Source organism: Agrobacterium burrii, from assembly GCF_017313405.1.
Lineage (GTDB): Bacteria > Pseudomonadota > Alphaproteobacteria > Rhizobiales > Rhizobiaceae > Agrobacterium > Agrobacterium burrii.
The window spans coordinates 1-25,338 of sequence record NZ_JAFLNA010000002.1; the positions used below are offsets into that span (position 1 = coordinate 1).

Annotated in this window: 22 protein-coding genes; 15 read left to right on the forward strand and 7 right to left on the reverse strand. The window is 57.5% G+C overall.

Annotated features, from left to right (window positions below; all coding sequences use genetic code 11):
* The coding region (locus JZX89_RS03500; RefSeq protein WP_207133092.1) for a hypothetical protein at positions 1-209 on the forward strand (209 nt) is incomplete at its 5' end.
* A gap of 22 nt (positions 210-231) precedes the next feature.
* Here the strand turns inward: JZX89_RS03500 and hutC are convergent.
* Both hutC and JZX89_RS03510 read right to left on the reverse strand, forming a co-directional pair.
* Entirely contained in the window at positions 232-957 is a 726-nt protein-coding gene (gene hutC / locus JZX89_RS03505; protein ID WP_369809527.1) for a histidine utilization transcriptional repressor HutC, read from the reverse strand.
* Positions 958-1,008: 51 nt separating this feature from the next.
* Positions 1,009-2,355: a formimidoylglutamate deiminase gene (locus JZX89_RS03510; protein ID WP_207133094.1), complete on the reverse strand. Its 1,347-nt coding sequence runs from the start codon at positions 2,353-2,355 to the stop codon at positions 1,009-1,011.
* 117 nt (positions 2,356-2,472) lie between these two features.
* On the opposite strand from JZX89_RS03510, the gene hutI reads away from it, so the two are divergent.
* The 6 genes from hutI (at position 2,473) to JZX89_RS03540 (ending at position 9,703) form a co-directional block, all read left to right on the forward strand.
* Positions 2,473-3,732 (forward strand): imidazolonepropionase, encoded by a 1,260-nt coding sequence (hutI, locus tag JZX89_RS03515; RefSeq protein WP_207133095.1) that lies wholly within the window; start codon positions 2,473-2,475, stop codon positions 3,730-3,732.
* Positions 3,733-3,734: 2 nt separating this feature from the next.
* Positions 3,735-5,276 carry a histidine ammonia-lyase gene (gene hutH / locus JZX89_RS03520; RefSeq protein ID WP_369809532.1) on the forward strand — a complete coding sequence of 514 codons (1,542 nt, stop codon included), beginning with the start codon at positions 3,735-3,737 and terminating at the stop codon, positions 5,274-5,276.
* A gap of 84 nt (positions 5,277-5,360) precedes the next feature.
* Positions 5,361-6,164 carry an N-formylglutamate deformylase gene (gene hutG, locus JZX89_RS03525; RefSeq protein WP_207133097.1) on the forward strand — a complete coding sequence of 268 codons (804 nt, stop codon included), beginning with the start codon at positions 5,361-5,363 and terminating at the stop codon, positions 6,162-6,164.
* 11 nt (positions 6,165-6,175) lie between these two features.
* On the forward strand, positions 6,176-7,849 hold the full coding sequence (gene hutU, locus JZX89_RS03530) for a urocanate hydratase (RefSeq protein ID WP_207133098.1): 1,674 nt from the start codon (positions 6,176-6,178) through the stop codon (positions 7,847-7,849).
* Positions 7,850-8,084: 235 nt separating this feature from the next.
* Positions 8,085-9,092 carry an alpha/beta fold hydrolase gene (locus JZX89_RS03535; RefSeq protein WP_207133099.1) on the forward strand — a complete coding sequence of 336 codons (1,008 nt, stop codon included), beginning with the start codon at positions 8,085-8,087 and terminating at the stop codon, positions 9,090-9,092.
* A gap of 47 nt (positions 9,093-9,139) precedes the next feature.
* The gene (locus JZX89_RS03540; RefSeq protein WP_207133100.1) at positions 9,140-9,703 is read left to right on the forward strand and encodes a HutD/Ves family protein; all 564 of its coding nucleotides are present in this window, start codon (positions 9,140-9,142) and stop codon (positions 9,701-9,703) included.
* Between the two features lie 13 nt (positions 9,704-9,716).
* Here JZX89_RS03540 and JZX89_RS03545 read toward each other — a convergent pair whose 3' ends face one another.
* The 4 genes from JZX89_RS03545 to JZX89_RS03560 all read right to left on the reverse strand — a co-directional run bounded on the left by JZX89_RS03545 (position 9,717) and on the right by JZX89_RS03560 (position 14,582).
* Positions 9,717-11,195 carry a M81 family metallopeptidase gene (locus JZX89_RS03545; protein ID WP_207133101.1) on the reverse strand — a complete coding sequence of 493 codons (1,479 nt, stop codon included), beginning with the start codon at positions 11,193-11,195 and terminating at the stop codon, positions 9,717-9,719.
* 71 nt (positions 11,196-11,266) lie between these two features.
* Complete coding sequence (locus tag JZX89_RS03550; RefSeq protein WP_207133102.1) at positions 11,267-12,355, reverse strand: D-TA family PLP-dependent enzyme; 1,089 nt, start codon at positions 12,353-12,355, stop codon at positions 11,267-11,269.
* Positions 12,356-12,387: 32 nt separating this feature from the next.
* Positions 12,388-12,783, reverse strand: coding sequence for a RidA family protein (locus JZX89_RS03555; RefSeq protein WP_046799081.1), 396 nt, complete (start codon positions 12,781-12,783; stop codon positions 12,388-12,390).
* A 413-nt stretch (positions 12,784-13,196) separates the two neighbouring features.
* On the reverse strand, positions 13,197-14,582 hold the full coding sequence (locus JZX89_RS03560; protein ID WP_207133103.1) for an FAD/NAD(P)-binding protein: 1,386 nt from the start codon (positions 14,580-14,582) through the stop codon (positions 13,197-13,199).
* Between the two features lie 433 nt (positions 14,583-15,015).
* On the opposite strand from JZX89_RS03560, the gene repA reads away from it, so the two are divergent.
* From repA to JZX89_RS03590, 6 genes are all read left to right on the forward strand, one after another.
* A complete protein-coding gene (repA, locus tag JZX89_RS03565) occupies positions 15,016-16,230 on the forward strand; it encodes a plasmid partitioning protein RepA (RefSeq protein WP_207133104.1) in 1,215 nt (404 codons plus the stop codon).
* Positions 16,227-17,240 carry a plasmid partitioning protein RepB gene (gene repB, locus JZX89_RS03570; protein WP_207133105.1) on the forward strand — a complete coding sequence of 338 codons (1,014 nt, stop codon included), beginning with the start codon at positions 16,227-16,229 and terminating at the stop codon, positions 17,238-17,240. Before repA ends, repB begins: the two co-directional genes overlap by 4 nt.
* A gap of 185 nt (positions 17,241-17,425) precedes the next feature.
* Positions 17,426-18,703 (forward strand): plasmid replication protein RepC, encoded by a 1,278-nt coding sequence (gene repC / locus JZX89_RS03575; RefSeq protein WP_207133106.1) that lies wholly within the window; start codon positions 17,426-17,428, stop codon positions 18,701-18,703.
* A 478-nt stretch (positions 18,704-19,181) separates the two neighbouring features.
* A complete protein-coding gene (locus tag JZX89_RS03580; RefSeq protein ID WP_207133107.1) occupies positions 19,182-19,394 on the forward strand; it encodes a hypothetical protein in 213 nt (70 codons plus the stop codon).
* A 67-nt stretch (positions 19,395-19,461) separates the two neighbouring features.
* Positions 19,462-19,746: a hypothetical protein gene (locus JZX89_RS03585; RefSeq protein WP_207133108.1), complete on the forward strand. Its 285-nt coding sequence runs from the start codon at positions 19,462-19,464 to the stop codon at positions 19,744-19,746.
* 41 nt (positions 19,747-19,787) lie between these two features.
* A complete protein-coding gene (locus tag JZX89_RS03590) occupies positions 19,788-20,987 on the forward strand; it encodes a low temperature requirement protein A (RefSeq protein WP_207133109.1) in 1,200 nt (399 codons plus the stop codon).
* 4 nt (positions 20,988-20,991) lie between these two features.
* Here the strand turns inward: JZX89_RS03590 and JZX89_RS03595 are convergent, their stop codons facing one another.
* On the reverse strand, positions 20,992-22,461 hold the full coding sequence (locus tag JZX89_RS03595) for a glycosyl transferase family protein (RefSeq protein WP_207133110.1): 1,470 nt from the start codon (positions 22,459-22,461) through the stop codon (positions 20,992-20,994).
* A 147-nt stretch (positions 22,462-22,608) separates the two neighbouring features.
* Here JZX89_RS03595 and JZX89_RS03600 point away from each other — a divergent pair, with 147 nt between their 5' ends.
* Positions 22,609-24,717 (forward strand): TonB-dependent receptor plug domain-containing protein, encoded by a 2,109-nt coding sequence (locus tag JZX89_RS03600; RefSeq protein ID WP_153514256.1) that lies wholly within the window; start codon positions 22,609-22,611, stop codon positions 24,715-24,717.
* 160 nt (positions 24,718-24,877) lie between these two features.
* The gene (gene soxR / locus JZX89_RS03605) at positions 24,878-25,333 is read left to right on the forward strand and encodes a redox-sensitive transcriptional activator SoxR (protein ID WP_149899686.1); all 456 of its coding nucleotides are present in this window, start codon (positions 24,878-24,880) and stop codon (positions 25,331-25,333) included.
* Positions 25,334-25,338: the final 5 nt, after the last annotated feature.

Sequence of the window (25,338 nt, forward strand, 5' to 3'; positions counted from 1 at the left end):
TTCGTCGCCAGCAGCGCCGCCGCCCTCGTTCAGTGAGCGGACTTATAAGAGATCACCCGCAAACAAGTCAACACACCAAATCACAAAAAATAAGAAAATCAGACAAACTATTGAATTTAAAAGATAGTTTGCAAACGATCGCTGAAACTGATGGATTTCCGTGCTTTTCCCATCTAGCGCCCGATGCAGCCGCGCTCTTTCGCTTATAAACGGATCTCGCCTTTGCTGATCTCAGTCGGAGGAAGGGCTGAAACGGGCGACCAAGGCATGCGCGTTACCGGGATAGGAGAAGCGCACATAGGTGACGGCGCCGGAGTTGCTCCAGGTTCGCCGCTCGACGACAAGGCAGGCTTGCCTGTCAGAGATACCCAGCAGACGGGCGATCTCCTTCGACGCTATTTCGGCACTGATGCGGTGTTCGGCGTTGCTCCACGGAACATGGCCAAGCAGCCAGGGGCCGGGCGCGATCTCGGTAAAGTCGGCGTCCGCGGCTTCCGGCACGGCGGCCAGATTGATGAGACGCTGCTCGATGCAGAATTCCCGTATGCCAGCAAAATGGATGCAGATGATATCGAGCAAGCGTGCGCCGACGGAAATATCGAGACTTGCGCGATCTTCGCTCTTTGCCGCACGCTGCACGCATTTCAAGATTTTGAAACCGTAATCCAGACCAAGGGATTCGACTTCGGCCCTGATATCGTGAATTTCGAGAACGGCGGACTGGATCTGCGGCTGGCGAACGAAACTGCCGGATTTTTTGCGGCGTTCGATCAAACCCGCCTTGGCAAGCTGGCTCATGACCTTGTTGACGGTCATGCGCGAGCAATCATAATGGGTGGCGAGGTCGACCTCGAAAGGCAACCGGTAACCCGGCGGCCATTCCCCCGAAACGATCCGGCCCTCGATCTCGCCGAGGATAAGCTGATGCAGGGTTTGCCCGGCCGATGCTTTCGTCACGTCCGCAATGCCTTTCCGCACCGGCTCGATCTCGTTTCAGTGAAGCCCATATCAGCTATCGAGAAGTTCAGCCATGACCTTGTTGAAGCGGTCCGATATTGCACGGCGGCGGATATGCTGGCCCGCCTGCACCTGTTTTTCACCGCGCACCCACACGGAATCGACGCGGACGCCGCCTGCGAACATCCATTGGTCGAGAATTTGGCGTGCGGGAAGATAGGAAACGGCCGAGATATCCAGTGCGACAAGATCAGCGCTTTTTCCCTTTTCTATCGCATTTTGTGACGCCAGCGCCCTGCCGCCACCTTCCAGCGCTTGCCGAAACAGTTTTTCGCCGGTGGAGCCTCCGGCATCGGCGATGACATTGCGCGCGCGCCGCGACAGGCGCTGCGAATATTCGAGCGTCCGCAATTCCTCCGGCAGGGAGATGAGAATGTTGGAATCGGAGCCGACGCCATAATGCCCACCTTCCGCGATAAAATCCGGAGCGGGGAAGATGCCGTCGCCGAGATTGGCCTCAGTGATCGGGCAAAGGCCGGCAACGGCGCCGCTTTTGGCCATGCGTCGCGTTTCGGCCTGCGTCATATGCGTGGCATGGATAAGGCACCAGCGATCATCGACCGGCGCATTTTCCAGAAGCCACTCCACAGGCCGCGCGCCTGAAAAAGCAAGCGAATCTTCAACTTCCTTTGTCTGTTCCGCCACATGAATGTGGATCGGCCCACCCTTTGCCAGCGGCTCGATGGCCGCCAATTCTTCGCCGGTCACGGCGCGTAGACTGTGCGGTGCTATGCCGAGCACGGCTCCGGCCAAGGATTTGACCACCGCCCGTGCGCCCTGCATCAGCCTTTCGTAACTGTCGAGCGAATGGATGAAACGCTTCTGCCCGTCGATCGGCGGCTGGCCGCCAAAACCGGAATGCGCGTAAAAGACCGGCAGCAATGTCAGGCCAATACCAGTCTGTGCGGCGGCCGCGCCGATGCGTTCAGCCATTTCGGCGATATTGCCGTAATGCGAACCATCCCTGTCATTGTGCAGATAATGAAATTCGCCGACCCGCCCGAAACCGGCCTCGAGCATTTCCATGTAAAGCTGGGCGGCAACCGCCTCGACATGGTCAGGCGTCATGGAGAGCGCGAATTTATACATGACGGTTCGCCAGCTCCAGAAACTGTCATCGGCCGGCCCGCGAATTTCGGCAAGCCCGGCCATGGCCCGCTGAAAGGCGTGGCTATGGAGATTGGGCACGGCCGGAACGATGACGGCGTGGCGCTCATCCTGCGGCTGAGGGGAAACGCCGGTTTCGAGCGATGAAACAGCACCGTCATCGCAGATGATGCGAACGTCCCGTGCCCATCCATCTACCAGAAGTGCTGCGCCCGCGTGAATTGCCGTCATGCCACCCTCTCCTCTTGTTACGACGTCAGGCAAGGCCATTTCAAACGCGAAATTGCGGCTTGCCAAGCTGATTATTATGTATATACATTTAAGCCATAAAGGAAAGGCGAAAAGCAAATGCCAGGGAACAAATCCGTAAAGGGAACGGCAGCGGGAGACGCAACGACATTGTGGCGCAATGCCCGTCTGGCGACCTTCGACCCGTCCATGGAAGGCATCGGTGCTGTCGAAAACGCCGCCATTGCCGTGCGGGGCGGCCGCATCGCCTTTGCCGGCGCGCAGAGCGATCTGCCCGTCGATCTGGCAGACGCTGATGAGATTACCGATTGCGGCGGCCGCTGGATCACTCCCTCCTTGATCGACTGCCACACTCATCTGGTCTTCGGCGGCAACCGGGCGATGGAGTTCGAGATGCGGCTGAATGGCGCGACCTATGAGGAGATCGCCAAGGCGGGCGGCGGCATCGTTTCTTCGGTGAGCGATACGCGCGCAGTCTCCGAAGACACTCTGGTTGCCCAGGCGCTGCCCCGCCTCGACACGCTTCTGGCCGAGGGCATTTCCACCATCGAAATCAAATCCGGTTACGGTCTCGATATAGATACCGAACTGAAAATGCTGCGTGTTGCCCGCAGGCTTGAAACGCTGCGGCCGGTTCGGATCGTCACCAGCTATCTGGCAGCCCATGCGACGCCCGCTGAGTATAAGGGCCGCAATGCCGATTACATTACCGATGTCGTTCTGCCGGGGCTGGAAAAAGCCCATGCCGAAGGGCTGGTGGATGCGGTAGATGGCTTTTGCGAAGGCATCGCCTTCTCCGTCGAGGAAATCACCCGCGTTTTCGAAAAAGCGCGACAGCTCGGCCTTCCCGTCAAACTGCATGCCGAACAGCTTTCCGATCTTGGCGGGACAAAGCTCGCAGCATCCTATGGCGCGCTTTCCGCTGACCATCTGGAATATCTGGATGAGGCGGGCGCTAACGCTCTGGCAAAAGCGGGAACCGTGGCCGTGCTCTTGCCCGGCGCTTTTTATGCGCTGCGGGAAAAACACGCTCCACCGGTTCAGGCCCTGCGCGAGGCGGGCGCGACAATCGCGCTGGCGACCGATTGCAATCCCGGCACCTCACCGCTCACCTCGCTGCTTTTGACCATGAATATGGGCGCGACGCTTTTCCGCATGACCGTGGAAGAGTGCCTGACGGCAACGACGCGCAACGCCGCCAAGGCGCTCGGGTTGCTTGCGGAAACCGGCACGCTCGAAGCCGGGAAATCCGCCGACTTCACAATTTGGGATATCGAGCGCCCGGCCGAACTTGTCTACCGCATTGGCTTCAACCCGCTCAACGCTCGCATTTTCAAGGGACAGAAGGTTTCCGAATGACCATGATGAAGACCATCACGCTTCACCCCGGCAATGTAGCCCTTGCCGATCTTGCCGCTATTTACTGGAACAACGGCTCGGCAAAGCTCGACCGTTCTTTCGACGCCGGCATTGAAAAGGCGGCGGCCCGTATCGCCGAGATCGCAGCAGGCAATGCCCCGGTCTATGGCATCAATACCGGCTTCGGCAAACTTGCTTCCATCAAGATCGACGCTGCCGATGTAACGACGCTGCAGCGTAACCTCATTCTGTCGCATTGCTGCGGCGTCGGTCAGGCGCTGCCGGAAAATGTGGTGCGGCTGATCATGGCGCTGAAGCTGATTTCGCTCGGCCGTGGTGCATCCGGCGTGCGGCTGGAATTGGTGCGGCTGATCGAGGAGATGCTGGAAAAGGGTGTCATTCCCGTTATTCCCGAAAAGGGTTCTGTCGGTGCCTCCGGCGATCTCGCGCCGCTTGCCCATATGGCCGCCGTGATGATGGGTGAAGGCGAGGCTTTTTATCACGGCGCGCTTTTGCCCGCCGGTGAAGCGCTTGCGAAGGCCGGCCTGACCCCGGTCGTTCTCGCCGCCAAGGAAGGGCTGGCGCTGATCAACGGCACGCAGACCTCGACGGCGCTTGCGCTGGCCGGTCTTTTCCGCGCCCATCGCGCCGCGCAGGCCGCATTGATTACCGGCGCGCTTTCCACCGATGCCGCCATGGGTTCGTCGGCTCCCTTTCACCCCGATATTCACACCCTCCGCGGCCACAAGGGCCAGATCGATGCCGGTGCGGCGTTGCGCAATCTGCTGGAAGGTTCGGAAATCCGTGTCAGCCATATAGAGGGCGATGAGCGGGTGCAGGACCCCTATTGCATTCGTTGCCAGCCGCAGGTGGACGGCGCCTGCCTCGATCTTCTGCGGCAGGTGGCCCGTACGCTTGAAATCGAAGCCAATGCGGTGACGGACAATCCATTGGTGCTATCAGACAATTCCGTCGTATCCGGCGGTAATTTCCACGCAGAACCGGTGGCTTTCGCCGCCGACCAGACGGCGCTCGCCATCTGCGAAATCGGCGCGATCGCCCAGCGCCGCGTGGCGTTGCTGGTTGATCCCGCACTTTCCTACGGCCTGCCCGCTTTTCTATCTAAAAAACCGGGTCTGAATTCCGGCCTGATGATCGCCGAAGTGACGTCCGCCGCCCTGATGAGCGAAAACAAACAGATGGCGCATCCGGCCTCGGTGGATTCCACGCCAACTTCAGCCAATCAGGAAGACCACGTGTCCATGGCCTGCCATGGTGCGCGACGCCTGCTGCCGATGACAGAAAATCTCTTCGCCATCCTCGGCATAGAGGCGCTTTCCGCCGTTCAGGGCGTGGAACTGCGCGGGCCGCTGAAAACAAGCCCGGAGCTTCAAAAGGCTATTGCCGTGCTTCGTGCGTCAATCCCTTCGCTGGAGGAGGATCGTTATATGGCGCCGGATCTGAAGGCCGCGGCGGAGCTGATTGCTACCGGCGCTCTGGTCTCCGTGATTTCGGATGGCATTCTGCCGAAGCTGGAGGTTTGAGATGATGGTGGTAGCCTCCCCCTCCATCCTGCGATTAAAGGTCGGCGTACCGGGGTTACCCCCCTCTGCGCAGAGGGCTGATCGATGAACACGCCTTTCTCTCTCCACCAAGGCACCTCACCAATCATTCTCGGCCTGCCTCACACCGGTACGGATGTGCCGGCGGAGATTTGGGATCGCCTCAACGATAACGGCAAGATTCTTGCCGATACCGACTGGCATATCCACGACCTCTATGCCGGGCTTCTGGAGAACGTGACCACGGTTCGCGCCACCTTCCACCGCTACGTGATCGACGCCAACCGCGATCCCGCGGGGTTAAGCCTTTATCCGGGCCAGAACACGACGGGACTCGTTCCGGAAACCGATTTCGACGGCAAGCCGATCTGGAACGAGGGGCAGGAACCCGCTGCCGCTGATATCGCCTACCGGCTGGAAACCTTCCACGCGGCCTATCATGCAGCCCTTGCGGCGGAAATCGAACGGGTTAAGGCCATTCACGGCATCGCCATTCTCTATGATTGCCATTCGATCCGTTCGCATATCCCCTTCCTGTTCGAGGGCAAGCTGCCGGATTTCAACATCGGCACGGATATGGGCAAGACCTGCGATCCGGCCATTGAACGGATTGCCGTGGACGTGACCGCAGCAGCAGAGGGTTACGACAGCATTCTGAACGGCCGTTTCAAAGGCGGCTGGACGACGCGTCATTACGGAAAGCCGGAAGCCGGCGTGCACGCCATCCAGATGGAGCTGGCGCAATCCACTCACCTTCAAAGTGAGGCATCGCCTTTCGCTTACGACGGACATAAAGCCCAAAAACTTCGCATCCATCTCAAAAACATTCTCACGCGCATGGAAGAATTTGCGCTCGATACGAAACGGTAAGGGGAAAACCTATGGACAATCCACGCCACAATATTCGCGATGTCCGCGCGCCGCAGGGCACCGAACTCAATGCCAAAAGCTGGATGACGGAAGCGCCGTTGCGCATGCTGATGAACAATCTCGATCCTGATGTCGCCGAGCGCCCGCATGATCTGGTGGTTTATGGCGGCATCGGCCGTGCCGCCCGCACCTGGGAGGATTTCGACCGCATCGTCGCGACGCTGAAGGATCTGAACGAGGACGAAACCCTCATCGTGCAGTCCGGCAAGCCGGTTGGCGTGTTCCGCACCCACAAGGATGCGCCGCGCGTTTTGATTGCCAACTCCAATCTGGTGCCGCATTGGGCCACCTGGGACCATTTCAACGAGCTGGATAAAAAGGGTCTGGCCATGTACGGCCAGATGACGGCCGGCTCGTGGATTTACATCGGCACCCAGGGCATCGTGCAGGGTACTTACGAAACCTTCGTCGAAGCCGGTCGCCAGCATTACGGCGGCAACCTCAAGGGCAAATGGATATTGACCGGCGGTCTCGGCGGTATGGGCGGCGCGCAGCCGCTGGCCGCCGTTATGGCAGGCGCCTGCTGCCTCGCGGTCGAATGCGATGAAACCCGCGTCGATTTCCGGCTGCGCACCCGTTATGTCGATGCAAAGGCGCACACGCTGGACGAGGCGCTGGCGCTGATCGACCAATGGACCAAGGCGGGCGAGGCGAAATCCGTCGGCCTGATCGGCAATGCGGCGGACATCTTCCCCGAACTGTTTCGCCGTGGCGTCCGCCCCGACATGGTCACCGACCAGACCTCGGCGCATGATCCGATCCATGGTTATCTGCCGTCCGGCTGGACCGTCGCCGAATGGCGCGCCAAGCAGGAGAGCGACCCGAAGGCGGTTTCCGCTGCCGCCCGCGCCTCGATGAAGGTGCATGTGCAGGCCATGGTCGATTTCTGGAACGCCGGTGTTCCGACGCTCGACTACGGCAATAATATCCGCCAGGTCGCCAAGGACGAAGGCCTGGAAGATGCTTTCGCCTTCCCCGGCTTCGTGCCTGCCTATATCCGCCCGCTGTTTTGCCGCGGCATCGGTCCGTTCCGCTGGGCCGCACTTTCGGGCGACCCGGAAGACATCTACAAGACCGACGCCAAGGTGAAGGAACTGCTGCCTGATAACAAGCACCTGCATAACTGGCTGGATATGGCGCGCGAACGCATCGCGTTTCAGGGTCTGCCGGCGCGCATTTGCTGGGTCGGGCTTGGTGATCGCCATCGTCTTGGCCTTGCCTTCAATGAAATGGTGAAGAACGGTGAGTTGAAGGCGCCTGTAGTCATCGGCCGCGACCATCTCGACAGCGGTTCCGTCGCCTCGCCCAACCGCGAGACAGAAGCCATGAAAGACGGTTCGGATGCCGTATCCGACTGGCCGCTGCTCAACGCATTGCTCAACACCGCCTCTGGCGCGACCTGGGTTTCACTGCACCACGGTGGCGGCGTCGGCATGGGCTTCTCCCAGCATTCCGGCATGGTCATTTGCGCTGATGGTTCCGACGATGCGGCAAGGCGGCTCGAGCGCGTGCTCTGGAACGACCCGGCAACCGGCGTCATGCGCCATGCCGATGCCGGTTATGAGATTGCCGTGGACTGCGCCAAGGAGCAGGGCCTGCGCCTGCCTGGCATTCTCGGCAACTGATCAAAAAGACGACCATGGCGCAGTTTGCGGGCTGCGCCATCGTCTAAAGCTTGCAACCGTTCAAGGTGAATTGTGCAAAGTCGAAACGCCGGGTCGACATTTGTACTGGCGGCTATTGGAACTTCCGGCAGGTTTGCGGCTTTGTTCATTGCTCTTTTCAACCGGTCCGCCTTATGCTCGTGAGAGCGCTGCGCCGATCAAAGAGCCGGCCGCAAATGACATGGTAGATCAAAGAATGGCGCACAAGTTTCTGCCGCTTGCTTTTACAATTCTGCTCGGGGCATTTCTCCCGGCTTCCGCCACACCCGTCATGGCCTCCGAAAAAGAGCGCGCCGCTCCCGTGCGGATCGATGTGGGTGGTTACAAGCTGAACAGCGTGCTGATCGAACCCGAAAGAAAGCCCGAACTTCCGCCGATCGTGTTCATCCACGGGGCAAGCGCCAGCCTTTACGATCCGATGTTCTCGTTTCTCGAAAAGCTTCGCGGTCGGGCGAGATTGCTGTTTGTCGATCGGCCGGGGCACGGCAACTCGGATATTGGCGGCAAAGACAATATTCTCCCGGACGGTCAGGCTGACGCCATCGCACAGCTTATGAAAAAGCGGGGCATTCCAAAAGCCATCATCGTCGGGCATTCATTCGGCGGCGCCATCGCAGCGGCATTCGCTGTCCGTCACCCCGATATGGTAACCGGGCTCGTTTTCCTGTCTCCCGCCGTCTATTCCTGGAACGGTGGAATCGCATGGTATTACACGGCGGCAAGCGCACCTTTCAGTGGCCCGCTATTCAGCACCTTCGTTGCGCCGCCCGCTGGCCTTCTGGCGATTGATCAAGCAATACGCGGCGTTTTCGCTCCCAATCCCCGCCCTGCCGGCTATGTGGAGGCCACGCATGCGTTGGCGGCCCTGCGGCCAAGGACCTTTCGGCATAATGCTCAGGAAGTCGCCGCTCTCAGTGAGTGGGCGCGTGGAGCTTCGCGAGGCTATCGGCGCATCAAGGTGCCAACCGTCATCATAACCGGTGATACCGACAGCACCGTCTCGCCAGAAGTGCATTCCCGCCAGCTCGCCAGAGATATCAGCGGCTCCACTTTGATCGTCGTGCACAATCTCGGACATAAATCCGATTATGTCGCAAACGATCTCGCCATTGCTGCCATCGAGAAAGTCGCCGGCCACTCATCCGATCTCAAGGCCGCTCGAAAAATGCTCGAACAACGTATTCAGCATGATCGCGGATCATAAACCACGATCGCCCGGCCCCCTTAACGAGCTCATTCTGGAAAATCACGATGAAAATATTGCGCGCTGCCGATTATAAATCCATGCCATGGAAAAACGGCGGCGGTGTAACGGTGGAAATCGCCGTCCATCCGCCGGGTGCTTCCGTGGATGAATTCGATTGGCGTATCAGCATGGCGACCGTTGCTCAGGACGGCCCATTTTCGATCTTTTCCGGCATAGACCGCACGCTCGCCATCATCGAAGGAAACGGCATGGCGCTCACTATTGCCGGGCATGATCCGGTGCCGCTGACGACTGGGAGCGCACCCCTGCCCTTTCCGGCAGATGTTCCGGTGGACGCAACCTTGATGGATGGTGCGATCGTCGATCTGAACATCATGACCCGTCGCTCATCCCTGAAGCACAACGTGCAGAGGTTGTCCGGCAGCCTTTCGGTGGAAGCGGCACCGGGCACGAGCCTCGTTCTTGCGCTCGATCCCCTGCAGGTCGCCAACAATAGCGACATTGTCCATCTGAATAGGCTGGACAGCATGATTATCGAAGACGGCTCGCCTTTCACCATCGAGGCCGCCAAAGGCGCGTTCTTTCTGATCTCACTCCAGCCGATCTGAAGCGATCTCAGCCTCAATCCAAGCCCAGCGGATCAGCCACCCTTGGCCATAGCCCGAGGCTCGCTTTGCGATAGGCGGTTTTGGCCGGATCGGTTGGATAGGAGGTCGGTGCCGCGATATAAACGATCTCGGAGGCGACCGGTGCGAAACCGGCATGAAAGTGATTGGTGGACTTCACCAGCAACACGTCTTTTCTGGCAAAATCGATGCCGAGATTGGAAAAGATATCCGGCTCATAAGTTTGGGTGCGGCTGGTGATGAGGATGATATCGATCTCCGTGCCAACAGGTCGGACAACGGCGGCGCGGCCGAGCGTGACGCGGCTGTTGCGGAAACTCTGCCAGCCGGCCTCGACGGTGCGCATCACTTTTATACGGAAGTCGAGCGGCTCGCCGCCTTCGGGGCTGGATTTGCCGCCGATGCGCAGATCGATCTCTGCCCCCTCGCCCGCTGCATGACAGAAAGATACTGCAATCGGATCCCAGATCGTTGCGACACTGATATTATCCATGCCGCGTTCCACCATGCGCCGCAGGATATGGGTCGCATCACCTGCAACACCGCCACCCGGATTGTCCCATATGTCCGACACGACTACCGGCTTGTCCGGGTTGTCGCTGCGAATGGCAAGAACCCGGTCGAGTCCAGATTCCGTATCCAGCATCGGCATGGCGGTCTGTTTGCGCATGGCATAAAGTTCATGGCCGAGTTTTTCGGCCAGCGCATCGCCCTTCTCCCTGTCGCCATCGGTAACGACGACAATGCGGGTACCCATATCCGGCACATCGCCCGCCATGAAACCGTGGATGACAGAAATGGACAGGATGCCATCCTTGCCTTCCATCGCCTTCAAACGGTCGACATAGGATCGCATCGGCTCGCGGCTGGTCGGATAAATGGTGATCATACGGCAATCAAACGTGGAAATGACCGGTTTGATCTCACCGCGCAGGGTACGCAGCGCCAGTTCAACGACATGCTCGCCACGTTCCTCGAAGTCAGTATGGGGAAACTCCAGGAACGTCGCCATGAAATCGAGATTTTTAACTCTCAGTGCCGTCAGATGGCTATGAGGATCGAATTCCGCCGCGATCAACACGCCCGGCCCAACCAATGCTCGCACGCGCGACAGAAAATCCCCTTCCGGATCATCATAACCCTGCGCCACCATTGCGCCATGCAGACCGAGAACGACGGCATCAATCGGTAGCGCTTCCTGGAGCTCCGCGAGGATAGTATCGCGCAGCGTTTCATAGGTCTGGCGCTGGATGAGGCCTGCTGGTTCCGCCCAGCAGGACGTGCCCTCGATCACCGTAAACCCTTCCGCCTTGCCGCGACGGCGCAGGATAGGCACCGGCGAGGAGCAGAGCGTCGGCGTTTCCGGATGTTCGCCCGGCCCGGCATAAAAAGCCGCGCGGAAGGCATCCATATCCGTGGGGACGGGCGAAAACGTGTTGGTTTCGGTGGCGAGCGACGCCGTGAATATGCGCATTTTCCTGATTTCTCGTTGCCCCGACTGCCTTCCGGCAGCGTCTGTCTCATTAATTAATTAGCCGGGTAATCTTACCACACGGTACCACGTGCGGCCACGTCTTCAACCCGGGTCACAAGGCCGTTTCGATGAAACACCATCCTGTCGAAAAGGTTGCTGACAACGCAGGTATGATTTGGCACGACCTTGACCACATCACCGATTTCCGGCTTGCCGGAAGTGCAGCCAGATAGATCGACAACTGCATGCTCTTCCGAGAGCGAGATGATTTTTGCACCTTCATAACCTTCGATCAGCCCGTAATCGCTGAAACCAAGAAGATCGGAGGTCAAAGCCTTGGAGCCGCAATCGAGCACGGCCCTATCGGGCGTCGGCCGCGATACCACAGTGGCAAGAACATGCATTGCCAGATCGCCAGCCGCACAATGACCGGCGCGCAGCATAGCGCGGTCATTATAGACATAGGTCCCCGCCCGGTGTTCGGTTGCCGAAGGCACAAGGTGCGCAGCGTAAAAATCCGGTGAACCGCCGCTGGACCGGACAGGGCATTCGATGCCTTTTCCCGCAAGCAGCGCCATTGTCTCGCGAATAAAGCTCTCGACCTTTTCAGCGCCACCCGGTGCCGGATAGGTCAAAATGCCTTTGAAGACGAGGCCCGGCGCCGCATCGATCTTTTCCGCAAGCAACAGGACGGCTTCCGGCGTCTGGACGCCGCAGCGCTTTCCGCCGGTATCGCATTCGACAAGCACGGCAAGCGGCTTTTCGGTATCAAACGTGCTGGCAAGGCCAGCAATCGTCGCTGCGCTGTCGGCAACGACACTCAACCGGCCGATACGCGCATTCAGCGCCTTTAGTCGCGACAATTTCGCCGCGCCGAGAATATTAAAGGTAATCAGGATGTCGTCGAAGCCGGCATCTACAAAAACCTCCGCTTCGCTGACCTTCTGGCAATTGATGCCGATGGCGCCGGCCTGAAGCTGCTGTCTGGCGATGGCCGGTATCTTGTGCGTCTTGATATGTGGCCGGAAGGCCTTGCCATGCCCATCAAGATAGGATTGCGCCTTGAGAATATTGGCCGCAAGCCGATCCTCATCGATCACCGGCATCGGCGTCGAAATCGCATTGAGTGGTGTGCCCTCGTCAGGCCAGGGATAGGTCATAATATGCTCTCAAAACCATAAAAATCAAATAGTTAAGCCACCGGCTTATAAGCGATAACGTCCATTTCCACCTTTGCGTCGACCATCAATGGCGACTGCACGGTCGAGCGCGCCGGCGGATGGTCGATGAAATATTTCTGGAAAACGGCATTGAAGCTTGAAAAGTCCCGGGCGTCATCCAGCCAGACATTAACCTTCACCACATCGGCAAGCGTACAATCGGCAAGCGCCAGAACATCCTTGATGTTGGCCACAACCTGCTCGGTTTGGGCCACGATGCCGCCAGTCACCACTTCCCCATCAATAGTCGGCACCTGCCCGGAAACATAGACAAAATCGCCTGCCCGAACGGCCTTGGCAAATGGCCGACGTTGGCCGCCGGCCTGATTATCAGCGGTTGCGAACCTCACCAGCTTCTGCTTCTCCATCAAAACCTCGCAAATAATTTTCATCATTATCGTATTTTTCAGGATTTATAGCCCGTTTTACGGCAACATTCCATAAGCAATGTAAATTATTTAGCAAACCAGAGGAAGCGCGCCTGTTGCTACCGTTATCGGCACGAAATCACTAATCCTGAATTATAACAGAGAAGAGCGTTTTTCTCGAGGAATCACCTGTTGCTGCAAGAGCATATCATTGGGTCCCATCCATCTTGCCACGGAAGTAGGTCCGACACGCTCCTCTGGCCCTGGAAGTCACCAACGGTTCATTCGTTGGATATTAGCCAACTGGGAAAGTTTGCCGCGGCTAACACCAAAGATGGGAAATCCGGAGATGACCGGCGCCGAACAAATATGCCTAGACTACGGTCTTGTTTCCGATATTTCACCTCAGCAATTTACCCCTGCGCTGAAACCCTATCGTTCGACGACACCCTGTCCGTGACGTGTTGCGCAATTTTTTGTGCCTGTACCCGAATATCCGGAACGGCGGTTATTTCCCACAAGCGACCCGCCGTCAGTGCGCCGGCGGCAAACAGGCCGGGCCAGCTTTGCCCGTCCGCCCGCAACAGGCGAGACTGGTCGTCCACCTCAACGCCGAGACCCAGAGGATCCAGCAGGAGCACACCGTCGTTTCGCATGTTTTCCAAAAGGCGCGAATGGCCAATACCCGCTCGCTCCATACCGGTGCAATTCACAATCCAATCCACCTGCAACTCTTTCAATACCTGCGTATGCCGGCGACGGTAGCGCAGGGTAATGCCTTCATCCTGCTCTTCAACGAAGTTAAGGTAGCCCGCGTGGATTTCCAGAACATCATCCGAAAGCAGTTTCTCAAAAGCCGCATGAACCTCCGGCGCGATGCGATGTCGGTGAATGTTCCACCACGGCAAAGCATGCCGAAGGAACCTGCTTCGTTGAGCAACCGTAAGAGCGCGCCAAAGCGACTGCGTTCGCGGTCGCAACCCATCCATGACGGTCCGCCAGGGCGCGCCCTCCCTCACCTGTTTGCGCAAAGACTGCAACAGGCGGCTAATCTCCGTGGTTTTCTCTGGCAAGATGGGATCGACGGCGGGCAAAGGTGGGCTGATATGCGGATGCGGCACAAGCCCGCGACGAGACAGGACATGAATTGGCCCCGTGTGTCCTTTTCCCCTCAGGGTCAGCACCTGATCAATCATCGTCAACCCGGAGCCGAGAATGCAGATGCGGTCGCCCGTCTTCACCTTCGACAACCATCCTGGCTGCCAGCAGTGACCGATGATCCGCTGCGGTCTGCCCTCATCATTAGCGACAGTTTGCACCGGCAAACTGGCCGCCCCGACGCCCACACACAGAACAACGTTTTGCGCGCGCATGTTCTCACCGTTTTCGAGAATGAAGGTAAATCCGCCCGCATCGTCCGGGCGGCAGGTGGAAGCCTTGGCGCGAATGAAATCCACCCTCGCCCTTTGTTCTCGACTTCTCAACAGAGTTGCCAACCTGTCTCTTAGATAGAGACCATAATCTCCGCGCGATGCGAATAGCAGAGGATCGTCCCCTATCTCGTTTTCCTTCAGCCAGTCGAGGAAATCATCCGGACGGTCAGGAAAGACGCTCATTCGTCCAGCCGGCACATTCAGCCGGTGATAGGGTAATTCCGTACGGTAAGCCGTTCCACGCCCAAAATCAGACTCATCGCCAACAATAGCGATCGAAGCCTTCGCCGGCAGCGAAGAGAGAAGATGGGCGGCGGTACAGATGGCAGCGAAGCCGGACCCGACGAGAGCGACATCATAGGACATTTATTCCTCCAACCTGCGACAGTACGAATAGCCACACGGGGAGCGCGCGGCTCAACGATACTCTAGTCAATGAGTAGAGATTAAACGCCTGCGAATGTCCACCCTCGTCTTTTCGTCAATGCTCGGAGCAGCAAGCATCCCTATCTTCACTCTGCGGAGTTAGCCGCGGCTAACTCTGAAGGCTCTCAATCGCTGATAAGAGAACAGCCGGCAATCGCTCCCGCCGACCAATATTGAAGAAGTTAGCCGCGGCTAACCGTCAAACTGTCAAAAAACCCAAATGTGATTCTTCCACAATGCTTTAGCGGCGCTTTCGCAATCGGGAAAAAAGCCTATTGCGCCAAAAAGAGAATCGGCGCTTATATCTCAGTTGCGGAAAAAACCGCCTTTTTCGAAAAAAACCGCCACTGCGATATCGAGCGAAAGAAGACAAATGACACAGAGTGCCGACTCAAGACGTGCTGCAGGGGCACCCGACCTGGCGGGCCTTATACAACAGCATTCGGCTGCACTGTCAGCCCAATTGCAGGCGCATAATGCAAATACATTTTCACCCCACACCGAAAAGAGCATGCGACATTTCTCGCCTGCCGAAACTGCACGGTTGATTGGGATCGGTGAGGCTTATCTTCGCCAGATCGCGGCTGAGCGCCCGGAACTGGACGCGGCACAGGCCTCAGGCCGCCGCTCCTATTCCGTTGAAGACATGCACGAGATCAGAAAGCTTCTCGATCAGGGTGCGCGTGGTACACGCCGCTACCTGCCCCACCGTCGTGACGCCGAAGAACTCCAGGTCATCGCCGTCATGAATTTCAAGGGCGGTTCGGGAAAGACCACGACGTCAGCGCATCTTGCGCAATACCTGGCCTTGCGCGGTTATCGGGTTCTCGCAATCGACCTTGACCCGCAGGCCAGTCTGTCGGCCCTCTTCGGTCATCAGCCGGAGATCGATGTCGGACCGAATGAAACACTTTACGGCGCTATCCGCTACGATGAAGAGCGTCGTCCGATAGCCGAGATCGTTCGCGGTACCTATATTCCCGGCCTTCACATCGTTCCGGGCAATCTGGAGCTCATGGAGTTCGAACACGACACGCCGCGCGCGCTGATGCGTCGTGCGCCGGGCGACACACTGTTTTTTGCCCGTATCGGCCAGGCAATCGCCCAGGCGCAGAACTTCTACGATGTGGTCGTGATCGACTGCCCGCCGCAACTCGGGTACCTGACGCTTTCGGCATTGACGGCGGCCACCTCGGTTCTCGTGACCGTCCATCCGCAGATGCTGGACGTCATGTCCATGAACCAGTTCCTCGCCATGACCGGTGATCTTCTCGCCGAAATCGGCCGGGCGGGTGCGCGATCCGATTATAACTGGATGCGTTACCTCATCACCCGGTTTGAACCGAGTGACGGCCCGCAAAACCAGATGGTCGCCTTCCTGCGTTCGATCTTCGGTGAAAACGTCCTCAACCATCCGATGCTGAAGAGTACGGCCGTGTCGGACGCCGGATTGACCAACCAGACGCTTTTCGAAGTGGAAAGAACCCAGTTCACCCGCTCGACCTATGATCGCGCGCTGGAAGCCATGAACAATGTAAACGCTGAGGTCGAAGGACTGATCAAAAAAGCGTGGGGTAGGGCAGCATGAGCAGAAAACAGATCTTCGCAAATCTCAGCACACCGGCCACAGATACCAACGACGCAGCTCCGGAGCGGGCGCGGCCGCGCGTCAGGCCCATCCTTGGTTCTCCTGACCTGATGACGGATGTTGTGAACTCGCCGGTTGGTATGATCGGCCAGTCGCTGAACGAAGTGTCTGAACGCGCCAAGCGGGCTGAAGAGATCGAAAAACGGCTTGCCGAGGGTCTGACGATCGTTGCCCTCAACCCTGCCGATATCGATCCTTCGTTCATACCGGATCGTATGCCGGCCTCAGAAGAGGCTGATGCAGGTCTGGTAGAAGCCATTCGTGAACAGGGGCAGCAGGTACCCATTCTGGTGCGCCCGCATCCCGAATTTCCGGGCCGTTATCAGGTTGCCTTCGGTCATCGCCGTCTGCGTGCCGTTTCAAGTCTTGGTATTCCGGTCAAGGCCGTCGTTCGCGATCTCAGTGATGAACAGCTGGTCGTCGCACAGGGACAGGAAAACAACGAGCGCCGCGATCTCACCTATATCGAAAAGGCGCGCTTCGCCCAGAAATTGCAGATGCGGTTTCCCCGTGACACGATCATGGCGGCAATGTCCCTGCACAAGGGCGATCTTTCCAACATGCTGTCAGTCGTCGGCCGCATTCCAGAGGATCTGGTCGATCTTATCGGCCCCGCGCCTAGCGTCGGCCGCCGTAACTGGATGGATCTCGCCGATCAGCTTTCCTCGTCACAGGTCAAGGAAGCTGCCCGTGCCTATATCAGGGAACCTTCCGTTGCAGCGCTTCTCTCCGAAGACCGATTCAAATCACTTCTGGATTTCCTGAAGCCCAAGGCCCAGGCGAAAAAAGCCGGTGTCTGGTCGTCGGAATCCGGTGGTCGATTGGCGAAAGTAGTCGAGAGCGACCGCAAGCTGGATATCTCGATCGACAAGAACGAAGCTCCGGAATTTGCCGAGTTCGTTCTGGAACATCTTCAGACGCTGTTTGCCGAATACCGGTCAAAACAGTGATTTTTAACTCGAACGACTAACAGGAGACGCATCACAAAAGAAAAAAGCCCCCGAACGTTGCCGCACGGAAGCCTTTCTTTGATCTAAGCAACCAAAGAATCTCATTTCCGCGAATCATAGTCAAGAGTCTTGGCATCGAATTTTTCGGTGAGCGATTTTCTTTTGCCTTGTGAAAGGTGAAAGACATGAACAGCATACATGTAACGACGCCCTTTGGGCGGCGAGCGATGTCGTTTGGCGTTCTCGCAACTCAATTTGCCACACAGAAAAACAACAAAACCGAAGCGGTCGATAAATGGAAACTCTATCGTTCTGTCTGTGAAGCAAGACCATTGCTCGGCGTGACCGATCGCTCGCTTGCGGTCTTGAACGCGCTTTTGAGTTTTTATCCAAAGAACGAACTCTCCAGCGAAACCGGCCTGGTCGTCTTTCCGTCCAATACGCAATTGTCGCTGCGAGCCCATGGAATGGCCGAACAGACGTTGCGCCGGCATCTCTCGGCCCTTGTCGAAGCCGGTCTCATTATCCGTAAAGACAGTCCAAACGGAAAGCGTTACGCCCGCAAGCACAGGGGAGGGGAGATCAGCGAAGCCTATGGTTTTTCGCTGGCGCCGCTTCTCGCCCGCAAGGCAGAAATTGAAGACATGGCTGAACGCATCATCCGCGAGCGGCTTGATCTTCAACGGCTTCGCGAAAGCATCAGCCTTTGCCGCCGTGATATCCAGAAACTCTGTGAAATGATTGCGGCCAGCGGCCAGACTGAAACATTCGAAGTCTTTCAGACCCGCTACAATGCCGTTGCCCGCTCTCTTGGCCGCAATTCAAAACCTACTGAACTCAAGGAAATCGCCGGTTTTCTGGCCTCGCTGCGCGCAGAAGTGACCAACTATCTGGAAAATATTGAAAAATCTGAAGATTTGAGCGGCAATGACTGCCAAAATGAGCGCCTCATAAAGAATTCAGAATCCGAATCCATATCTAAACCGCAAGATTTGCGTGAACGGGCAACTGTTCCACCGGTGGTAAACACTGCGGCTCCGCCAGCATATGCGGTGCCTGTCAGTGCAAGTCCTTCGCCACCAACGCTCAGGCCTGTTGTTCATAAGCAATTTTTTGTTCCTGATATTGTTTTGGTTTTGAAGGCTTGCCCGGATATTTCACTCTATGCCCCAAGTGGAGCGGTGACCGGCTGGCGCGATCTGGAGGTGGCAACCTCCGTCATCAGAACCATGTTCAACATCAGCCAGTCGGCTTATCAGGAGGCGCTTACCGCCTTCGGTCGACAGGGGACGGCGGCTATCCTTGCCTGCCTGCTGCAGAAGGCGGAGCAGATCAGCTCGCTGGGTGGATATCTGCGCAATCTGACCCGGAGGTCACAGGAGGGTGGCTTTGATCTTCAAGCCATGCTGCTGGGACAGCTGCGTGGTCGCACGGACAAGCTGGAGACGAACATGCGAGCCTAACATCTGAACCGTCGGGAAATGGCGACAGCTTGCGAAAAAGCCGGTCCACAGGTACATTTGCATTGTTTCCAGAACTCCAGAGAGATTCGCGATAAGGCTGCTGTTGCACGCACCAGAATTCAGCCAGCGAGAATTTCTATGGTTAATGCAAGGTAATGAAAATTAAGTCGCCATTAGCTTTCGTTTGCGCTTTTCCCTGTTTGGTTTCAATTGCTTGAGTCCGGGGTGTTTTGAACGCCCAATTGGAATGAACGGGTCATGTATGCGTTATTTAGATGCATCAGTTCCCAGCAAAGAAGCAGTGGGAAAACTTTAAACTGACGTCTTGGACTGTTGGCGAGGATGTTTTGGTTGCGGCGAGAAATGATCCGTTTTGTGGGCGCTTGATGCTCGGGAATACCGGCACAAATCAACCGAATTGAACCTTCGTCATCATTGCGCGTTTCCGTCTGATTGTTGAAAAGGAACGCCCGCGCCCATGATTTTCCCAGACGACATGGAGTTGGCCGTTGCTCTCTATATGGCTGACACCGCCTTGCCCCGGCACGTTGCGATTGAAAAGCTCTTGAAGGCGGCGCTCGAAAGTGCTGGCTATCTGACAGGAGACGCTGGCCGGCCCCCTGAAATTGTCGATGGGCAACCGAGCGCCGACTATGTGCAATATAGCACCTACCTCGACGGAGACGCCTGAAGAGCGTCTGGAACAAAAATGGGTGCAGGCTGTTTATTGCGCAAATAATTGTGCCAGGGATAGACAGATGTTGCCCAAATCCATTTTTCTCGCCGCTGCTTTCACCTGCCTGGCGGCGCTGCCGGTAGTTGCCCAGCCCATTGAGGTCAGCACGCTGGAGCATGATAAAGCCCGGGACGTCACATTCTCTGAAACATCTGCCGCACCCGATTACATTACCGATGTCCGAGGCAGGAAAGTGCGACTGGTGGGACCGCGTTTTTATCCAGACAGTGCGCGTGCTCTCGAATTTCCCGGACGAGCCTCAAGCGTTGATACGCCTGGTGTGGACGCCGATCTCTCACAACGGTGAGAGGAGGTGCAGCGACATGATATTTCACGAACAGGAGCAGAATGAGAACTGAAACGGAGACTTCCGGACGCACGCCGGATGCTGAAAGCTGGATAAGGCACGAAGGACAGGACGCAGAAAAGGCGACTTTCCCTGAGTTGTTTTTTGATCTGGTTTTTGTCTTCGCGCTCATCCAGCTCTCGCATGCATTGGCAAAGGATTTCGGGCCAACGGCTGCGCTTGAAGCAGGCATCCTGATATTATCGTTATGGTGGCTGTGGATACACACTACGTGGATCACCAATCTGCTGAATACGGAAAAGGAGCCGGTCCGGATCCTGCTCTTTGTGCTGATGTTCGGTGGGGTTCTGCTGGCCATCGCTCTGCCGGAAGCTTTTGCGGAACAGGGGTTCGTTTTCGCCCTCATCTACAGCAGCATGCAGGTGGGGCGGAGCCTTTTTGCGCTTTATGCCTTCAAGGGGGAAGATCGGCAGTCTTTTCTGGTTTTCGTGCGCGTGACGATCTGGCTCGTCATATCAAGCCTGTTCTGGCTGGCCGGCGGGCTGGTTGATCTGACGGACCGAATTCTCCTATGGGGTGTGGCGCTGGCGATCGAATATGCCGGACCGGCCTGCCGTTATGTGGTGCCGGGTGTGGCATCCAGCGACGAGGACCGGCTGCATCTTTCCGGCGAGCACCTAGCGGAACGTTGTGCACTCTTCGTGATCATCTGTCTTGGCGAAACCATTCTCACCACCGGCCGCACGGCCACCGAATATATGAATTCGACCCTGACATTCATCGTTTTCTGTTCGGCCTTCGTCAGCACCGTTGTGATGTGGTGGATCTACTTCCATCACGGGCAGGAGGAAGCGTCCAGAAAGGCTGAAAATGCCGAAGAGAAAGCGAAGATAGCTCATAATCTCTTCAACTATGGGCACCTGCCTATCGTTGCGGGCATTATCCTGACGGCTGTGGGAGAGGACTTCAGCCTTTCTCACGCCCGGGAGGGCGCATCGCTGAGGGAGGCCATCGCTATTCTCGGCGGCCCCATCCTTTTCCTGGCCGGCAATATCGGCGTCAAGATTGCCGCCACTTACCAGCGGCCCGTTTCGCATTTTGCCGGTTTGGTGGCGCTCTGCCTGCTTTTGCCGGTGCCGGGCATACCGCTTTACATTCTGCAACTGGCAAGCACGGGCATCCTGCTGCTCGTTGCCGTGTGGGAGTATCTGGCACTGAAAAAATCAGTCGCCAACGCCTGAGCTTTCAGACATTGGCGAAATTACGCGCCCTGTCGTGCCACAGCCGCAGGCTGCGGCCATAGGCCTCCTCAAATGGCATGGCCATGTCGTTGACCAGCATCAGCGCGATTGCAGCCGTGGAGATGATGGTGGTCTCCGCCCTTTCGTCTCTGGCCGCTCCCGTCCAAACTGCCCGCCAGTATTCGAAGGTGGTGAACATGGTCGGCATTTCGGCCGGGGGCGTTTCGCGGGCTGGAATGACGAATTCAACATCCCTGCCTTTGGAAAGGCCAAAAATCCGGGTGCTGCGAAACGGTGTGAATTGCGCAAAATCCCGCGTATTGCCGAGAATAGCGAGGTTCTCCACCGAAAGCAGTCGTGCAGTATCGCGGTGAAGCTCCTGATAGGAGGGGCGGGCGACACCGATCATGGCGCTTCTGGCGCGAAGCGGGTTGAGAAGATGCACGACCGTGTTGAGCGGCAGGCGCATTTCCAGAATGCCGTGCAGGCCAAGAAGGCTCTGGAACTGCAGAGACAGACCACCAATCGGCAAATAGGCGATCCGTTGTGACGCTGTGGCCTCGGCGGCCTGCGAAAGGGAATGGCAGAGGGGAATTCCACAGGCTTCAGCTGCAAGTTCGAGCTTGCCGCCATTTTCCCCCTGACCCACATGGCCGTGCAACAAAACGCTGTATCCCGCCATGGAAACGAGGCGGGCGGAATGCAGGAACCAGGGTGCGTCACGATGTTTGGGCGACATATAGGCCGGCCAGTCGAGATCAACAACGGCAGGCCGCTGCCGGTCTCTTTCTATATGCTGCCACATGGCTTCGATGAAACCGGCAAGCTCCGCTGCGGTCCCACCGCGATAATGCATGGTTGCAAGCAGCGCCCCGATTTGGATCGGGTCGGCATCGCCGTCGAGAATGATCGCCAGCGCATCCATCGCCTCCTCCTGGCTGAGTGGGCGGCTGTTACCGATGCCCATTGCCGAGGTCGCGATATACTTCGCAAGCCGCTGCTGCGGATCGGCATTGTGGCCGATACGGGCGAGACGGTCGGCAATGTTTTCCGGTGTCGGCTGGCCTTCCAGAACAACGCTCGGGCGAAGTGAAAGCGGCGGCGCCTTCATCAGCACCGGCTGTTCCCAGCCGCTTTTATTGGCAGCAGCGGGTAGTTCCGGTTTCTCCCGTGAATAATCGATCAGGTTATCCGCTTCCGCTGCCAGCGAGCGGATCCGCAACCGCATGTTCTCGGCAAAGGGGGTAGGACGCAGGCCCTGGCCGGTGCGTAAAAACAGCTGGTCTCCGTATTTCTCCCGCAGCTGCTGCAATATGCGGCTCATCGAGGAAACAGGCATTCCCATACCGGCCGCGGCTCGGCTGACACTGCCTTCCCGCAACAACGCGTCGAAAGCGACAAGTAATTTCAGCTGTCCAAGCCTGTCTGGCTTTGTCGGGGAAGCTGATTGTTCTTTTCTCTTGCCGGTTGTCATCTTGCGATTTTTTTACTCCGCCGCTGAGTGGAGGAGCCCTTTTTGCAATTTCTGGAATTTAGAATTGTTCGAAAACAAACGCATTGCGCCCGCACCCCCTCCTAAATAAGTGGGGTTAAATTCTCAAGTTAAATGCGGGGGCGTAACATGGAATTGAAGTACCGCGGCCGAAACAACGCTGCGACAATAATGAAGGCCGGTCTTTCGGCAGCAATGGCTGGAACGGCGCTGGGCTTTGCTCTGCCTGCTTACGCGCAACAGGCATCCGATGGAACAACGATTCTCCAGCAGATCGTTGTCACCGCATCCGGCTTCGAGCAGAATGTGAAGGACGCGCCTGCCAGCATCACGGTGGTAACGCGCGAGGATCTGGAAAAGGGGTCCTATCGCGATCTGACAGATGCTCTGCGTGAAGTGCAGGGTGTATCTGTCACCGGCATCGCCAATGAAAAGGATATTTTCATTCGCGGATTGCCCGGCGCTTACACGCTGGTCCTCGTTGACGGCAAGCGACAAAGCACCCGCGATGCTCGCACTAACGGTAACTCCGGTTTCGAACAGAGCTTCGTGCCGCCGGTTTCGGCGATTGAACGCATCGAGGTCGTGCGTGGGCCGATGTCCTCGCTTTATGGTTCGGATGCGATGGGCGGCGTCATCAACATCATCACCCGCAAGGTCGGCGATGTCTGGTCTGGCTCCGTCACTACCGAGGGTACGGTTCAGCAGCATTCCAAATTCGGCAATAGCGGCCAGGTGTCCTGGTATGCCAATGGGCCGATCCTGAAGGACCAGCTGGGCCTGCAGGTCTGGGGCAGGGGCTTCACACGCGGCGAAGATAGCGTCCTGAACGGCACCACGGGCGCCAAGGAATATGACTTCAACGGCCGTCTGACGTTTACGCCGAATGAAGACCACGACATCTATCTTGAAGGTGGCAAGACGCGGCTTCGCCGCAGCGCTGAACCTGGCGACACGCTGGCGGCGACTGACGCCAACGGCACCTACAACACCAATACGCGTGACCATTGGTCCTTGTCGCATACCGGCCGGTGGGGGCCGACCACATCTGAATTCTCCTTCCAGCAGGAATGGGCCGAGCGCACCAATTTCACCCGAAATATCCGCACGGGGCGTGTGACCGAAAATCCGCGCTCGCCAGAAGTGCGCAACACCGTTCTGGACGGCAAGTTCACCACGCCCTTCGAATTGTACGGAAACCACACGCTGGTGACGGGCGGCCAATATTTTGAGGCGCGTCTTACGGACCAGAACCCCGGACGCCGCACCAATCTCGACGAAACCTTCTCGGCAACCCAATGGGCGCTTTTTGTCGAGGATGAATGGCGCATCGTCGATAATTTCGCGCTGACCGGCGGTCTTCGTCTGGATAACCACGAAAAATACGGCAATCATTTCAGCCCGCGCCTTTATGGCGTCTGGAGTGCGACGGAGGAGCTGACCATCAAGGGCGGCATTTCCACCGGTTTCCGCGCCCCTGAAATCCGCCAGGTCGCACCGGGTTATGCCTATACGACCGGCGGCGGTGGTTGCACCTATGGCCCGAGCGGCACTTGCGGCGTGATTATCGGCGATCCGGGCCTGGAGGCGGAAAAGAGCACGAGCTACGAAGTGGCCGCACTCTGGGACAACGGCGATGTCGCTCTTGGCGCTACCTATTTCTACACCGATTTCAAGGACAAGATTTCCAACGCGCTGGTGCTCAATCCGGATGGGACGCCTGCCCGCTGGAGCGAGGACCGCAATTATCGCCTCTGGTACAACTACAATATCGACGATGCGGTGATTCAGGGTGTGGAGCTGACGGCAACCTGGTACGCGACGCCGGAACTGACGCTGCGTGGTAACTACACCTACACACATTCCGAACAGAAAACCGGCGATTATGAGGGTTTCCCGCTGGCACGGACACCGGAGCATATGGCCAATCTGCGGGGTGACTGGGTGACGCCGATAGATGGTCTCGAAGCCTGGGCCTCGGTCAATTATCACGGATCGGAAATCAATGCCGGACCTCGCATCGGCACCAATGGCACGCCAGTGACGATCAATGGTATGGCTGGGCGCAAATACGAGGCCTACACCACCCTCGATATCGGTGCGAAATATGCTGTTGCCGAAAATGTCGATCTTAACGCGGCCGTCTATAACGTCTTCGACAAGGATGTCGGCACTGACGATTTCAACACCGTCATGGAAGGCCGCCGTTTCTGGATCAGCATGACGGCGAAGTTCTGATACAGCCTGGTTTGCAAGATCTCAGGAGGCGCCCATGTGGCGCCTCTTTTTTTTGACCGTTCGCCTATTGACCTCAACTATAGTTGAGGAATTATACCGGCTGCTCTTCAACGAGTTTCCGCGTTTCCGAGCGGAAATCGTTCCGGAAACAGGAGCCAGAATGGAAAGTACCGTGTTCAAGCACAGCCTGACGGTGGGGGAGGTTGCCCATCGCAGCGGCGTTGCGGTTTCCACCATCCATTTTTACGAAGCAAAGGGCTTGATCGAGGGCTGGCGTACCGCCGGCAATCAGCGCCGTTACCATCGCGCCGTTCTTCGACGTATCGCCATCATCCGCATCGCCCAGCGGGCCGGTATTCAGCTCAGCATCATCAGGGACGCGATGGCGGATTTGCCGCAGGATCGGGTGGCGACGGCGGCGGACTGGCGACGGTTCTCACAGTCCTGGCGGGAGATGCTTCAGCTTCGCATCAACAGCCTGGTGATGCTGCGCGACCAGCTCACCGGCTGCATCGGTTGCGGTTGCCTCTCGTTGGACGATTGTCCGTTACGCAATCCGAACGATGTTCTGGCCGATGACGGCGCAGGTCCGCGCCGTCTCGTGCCCGGTGAATGATGGAA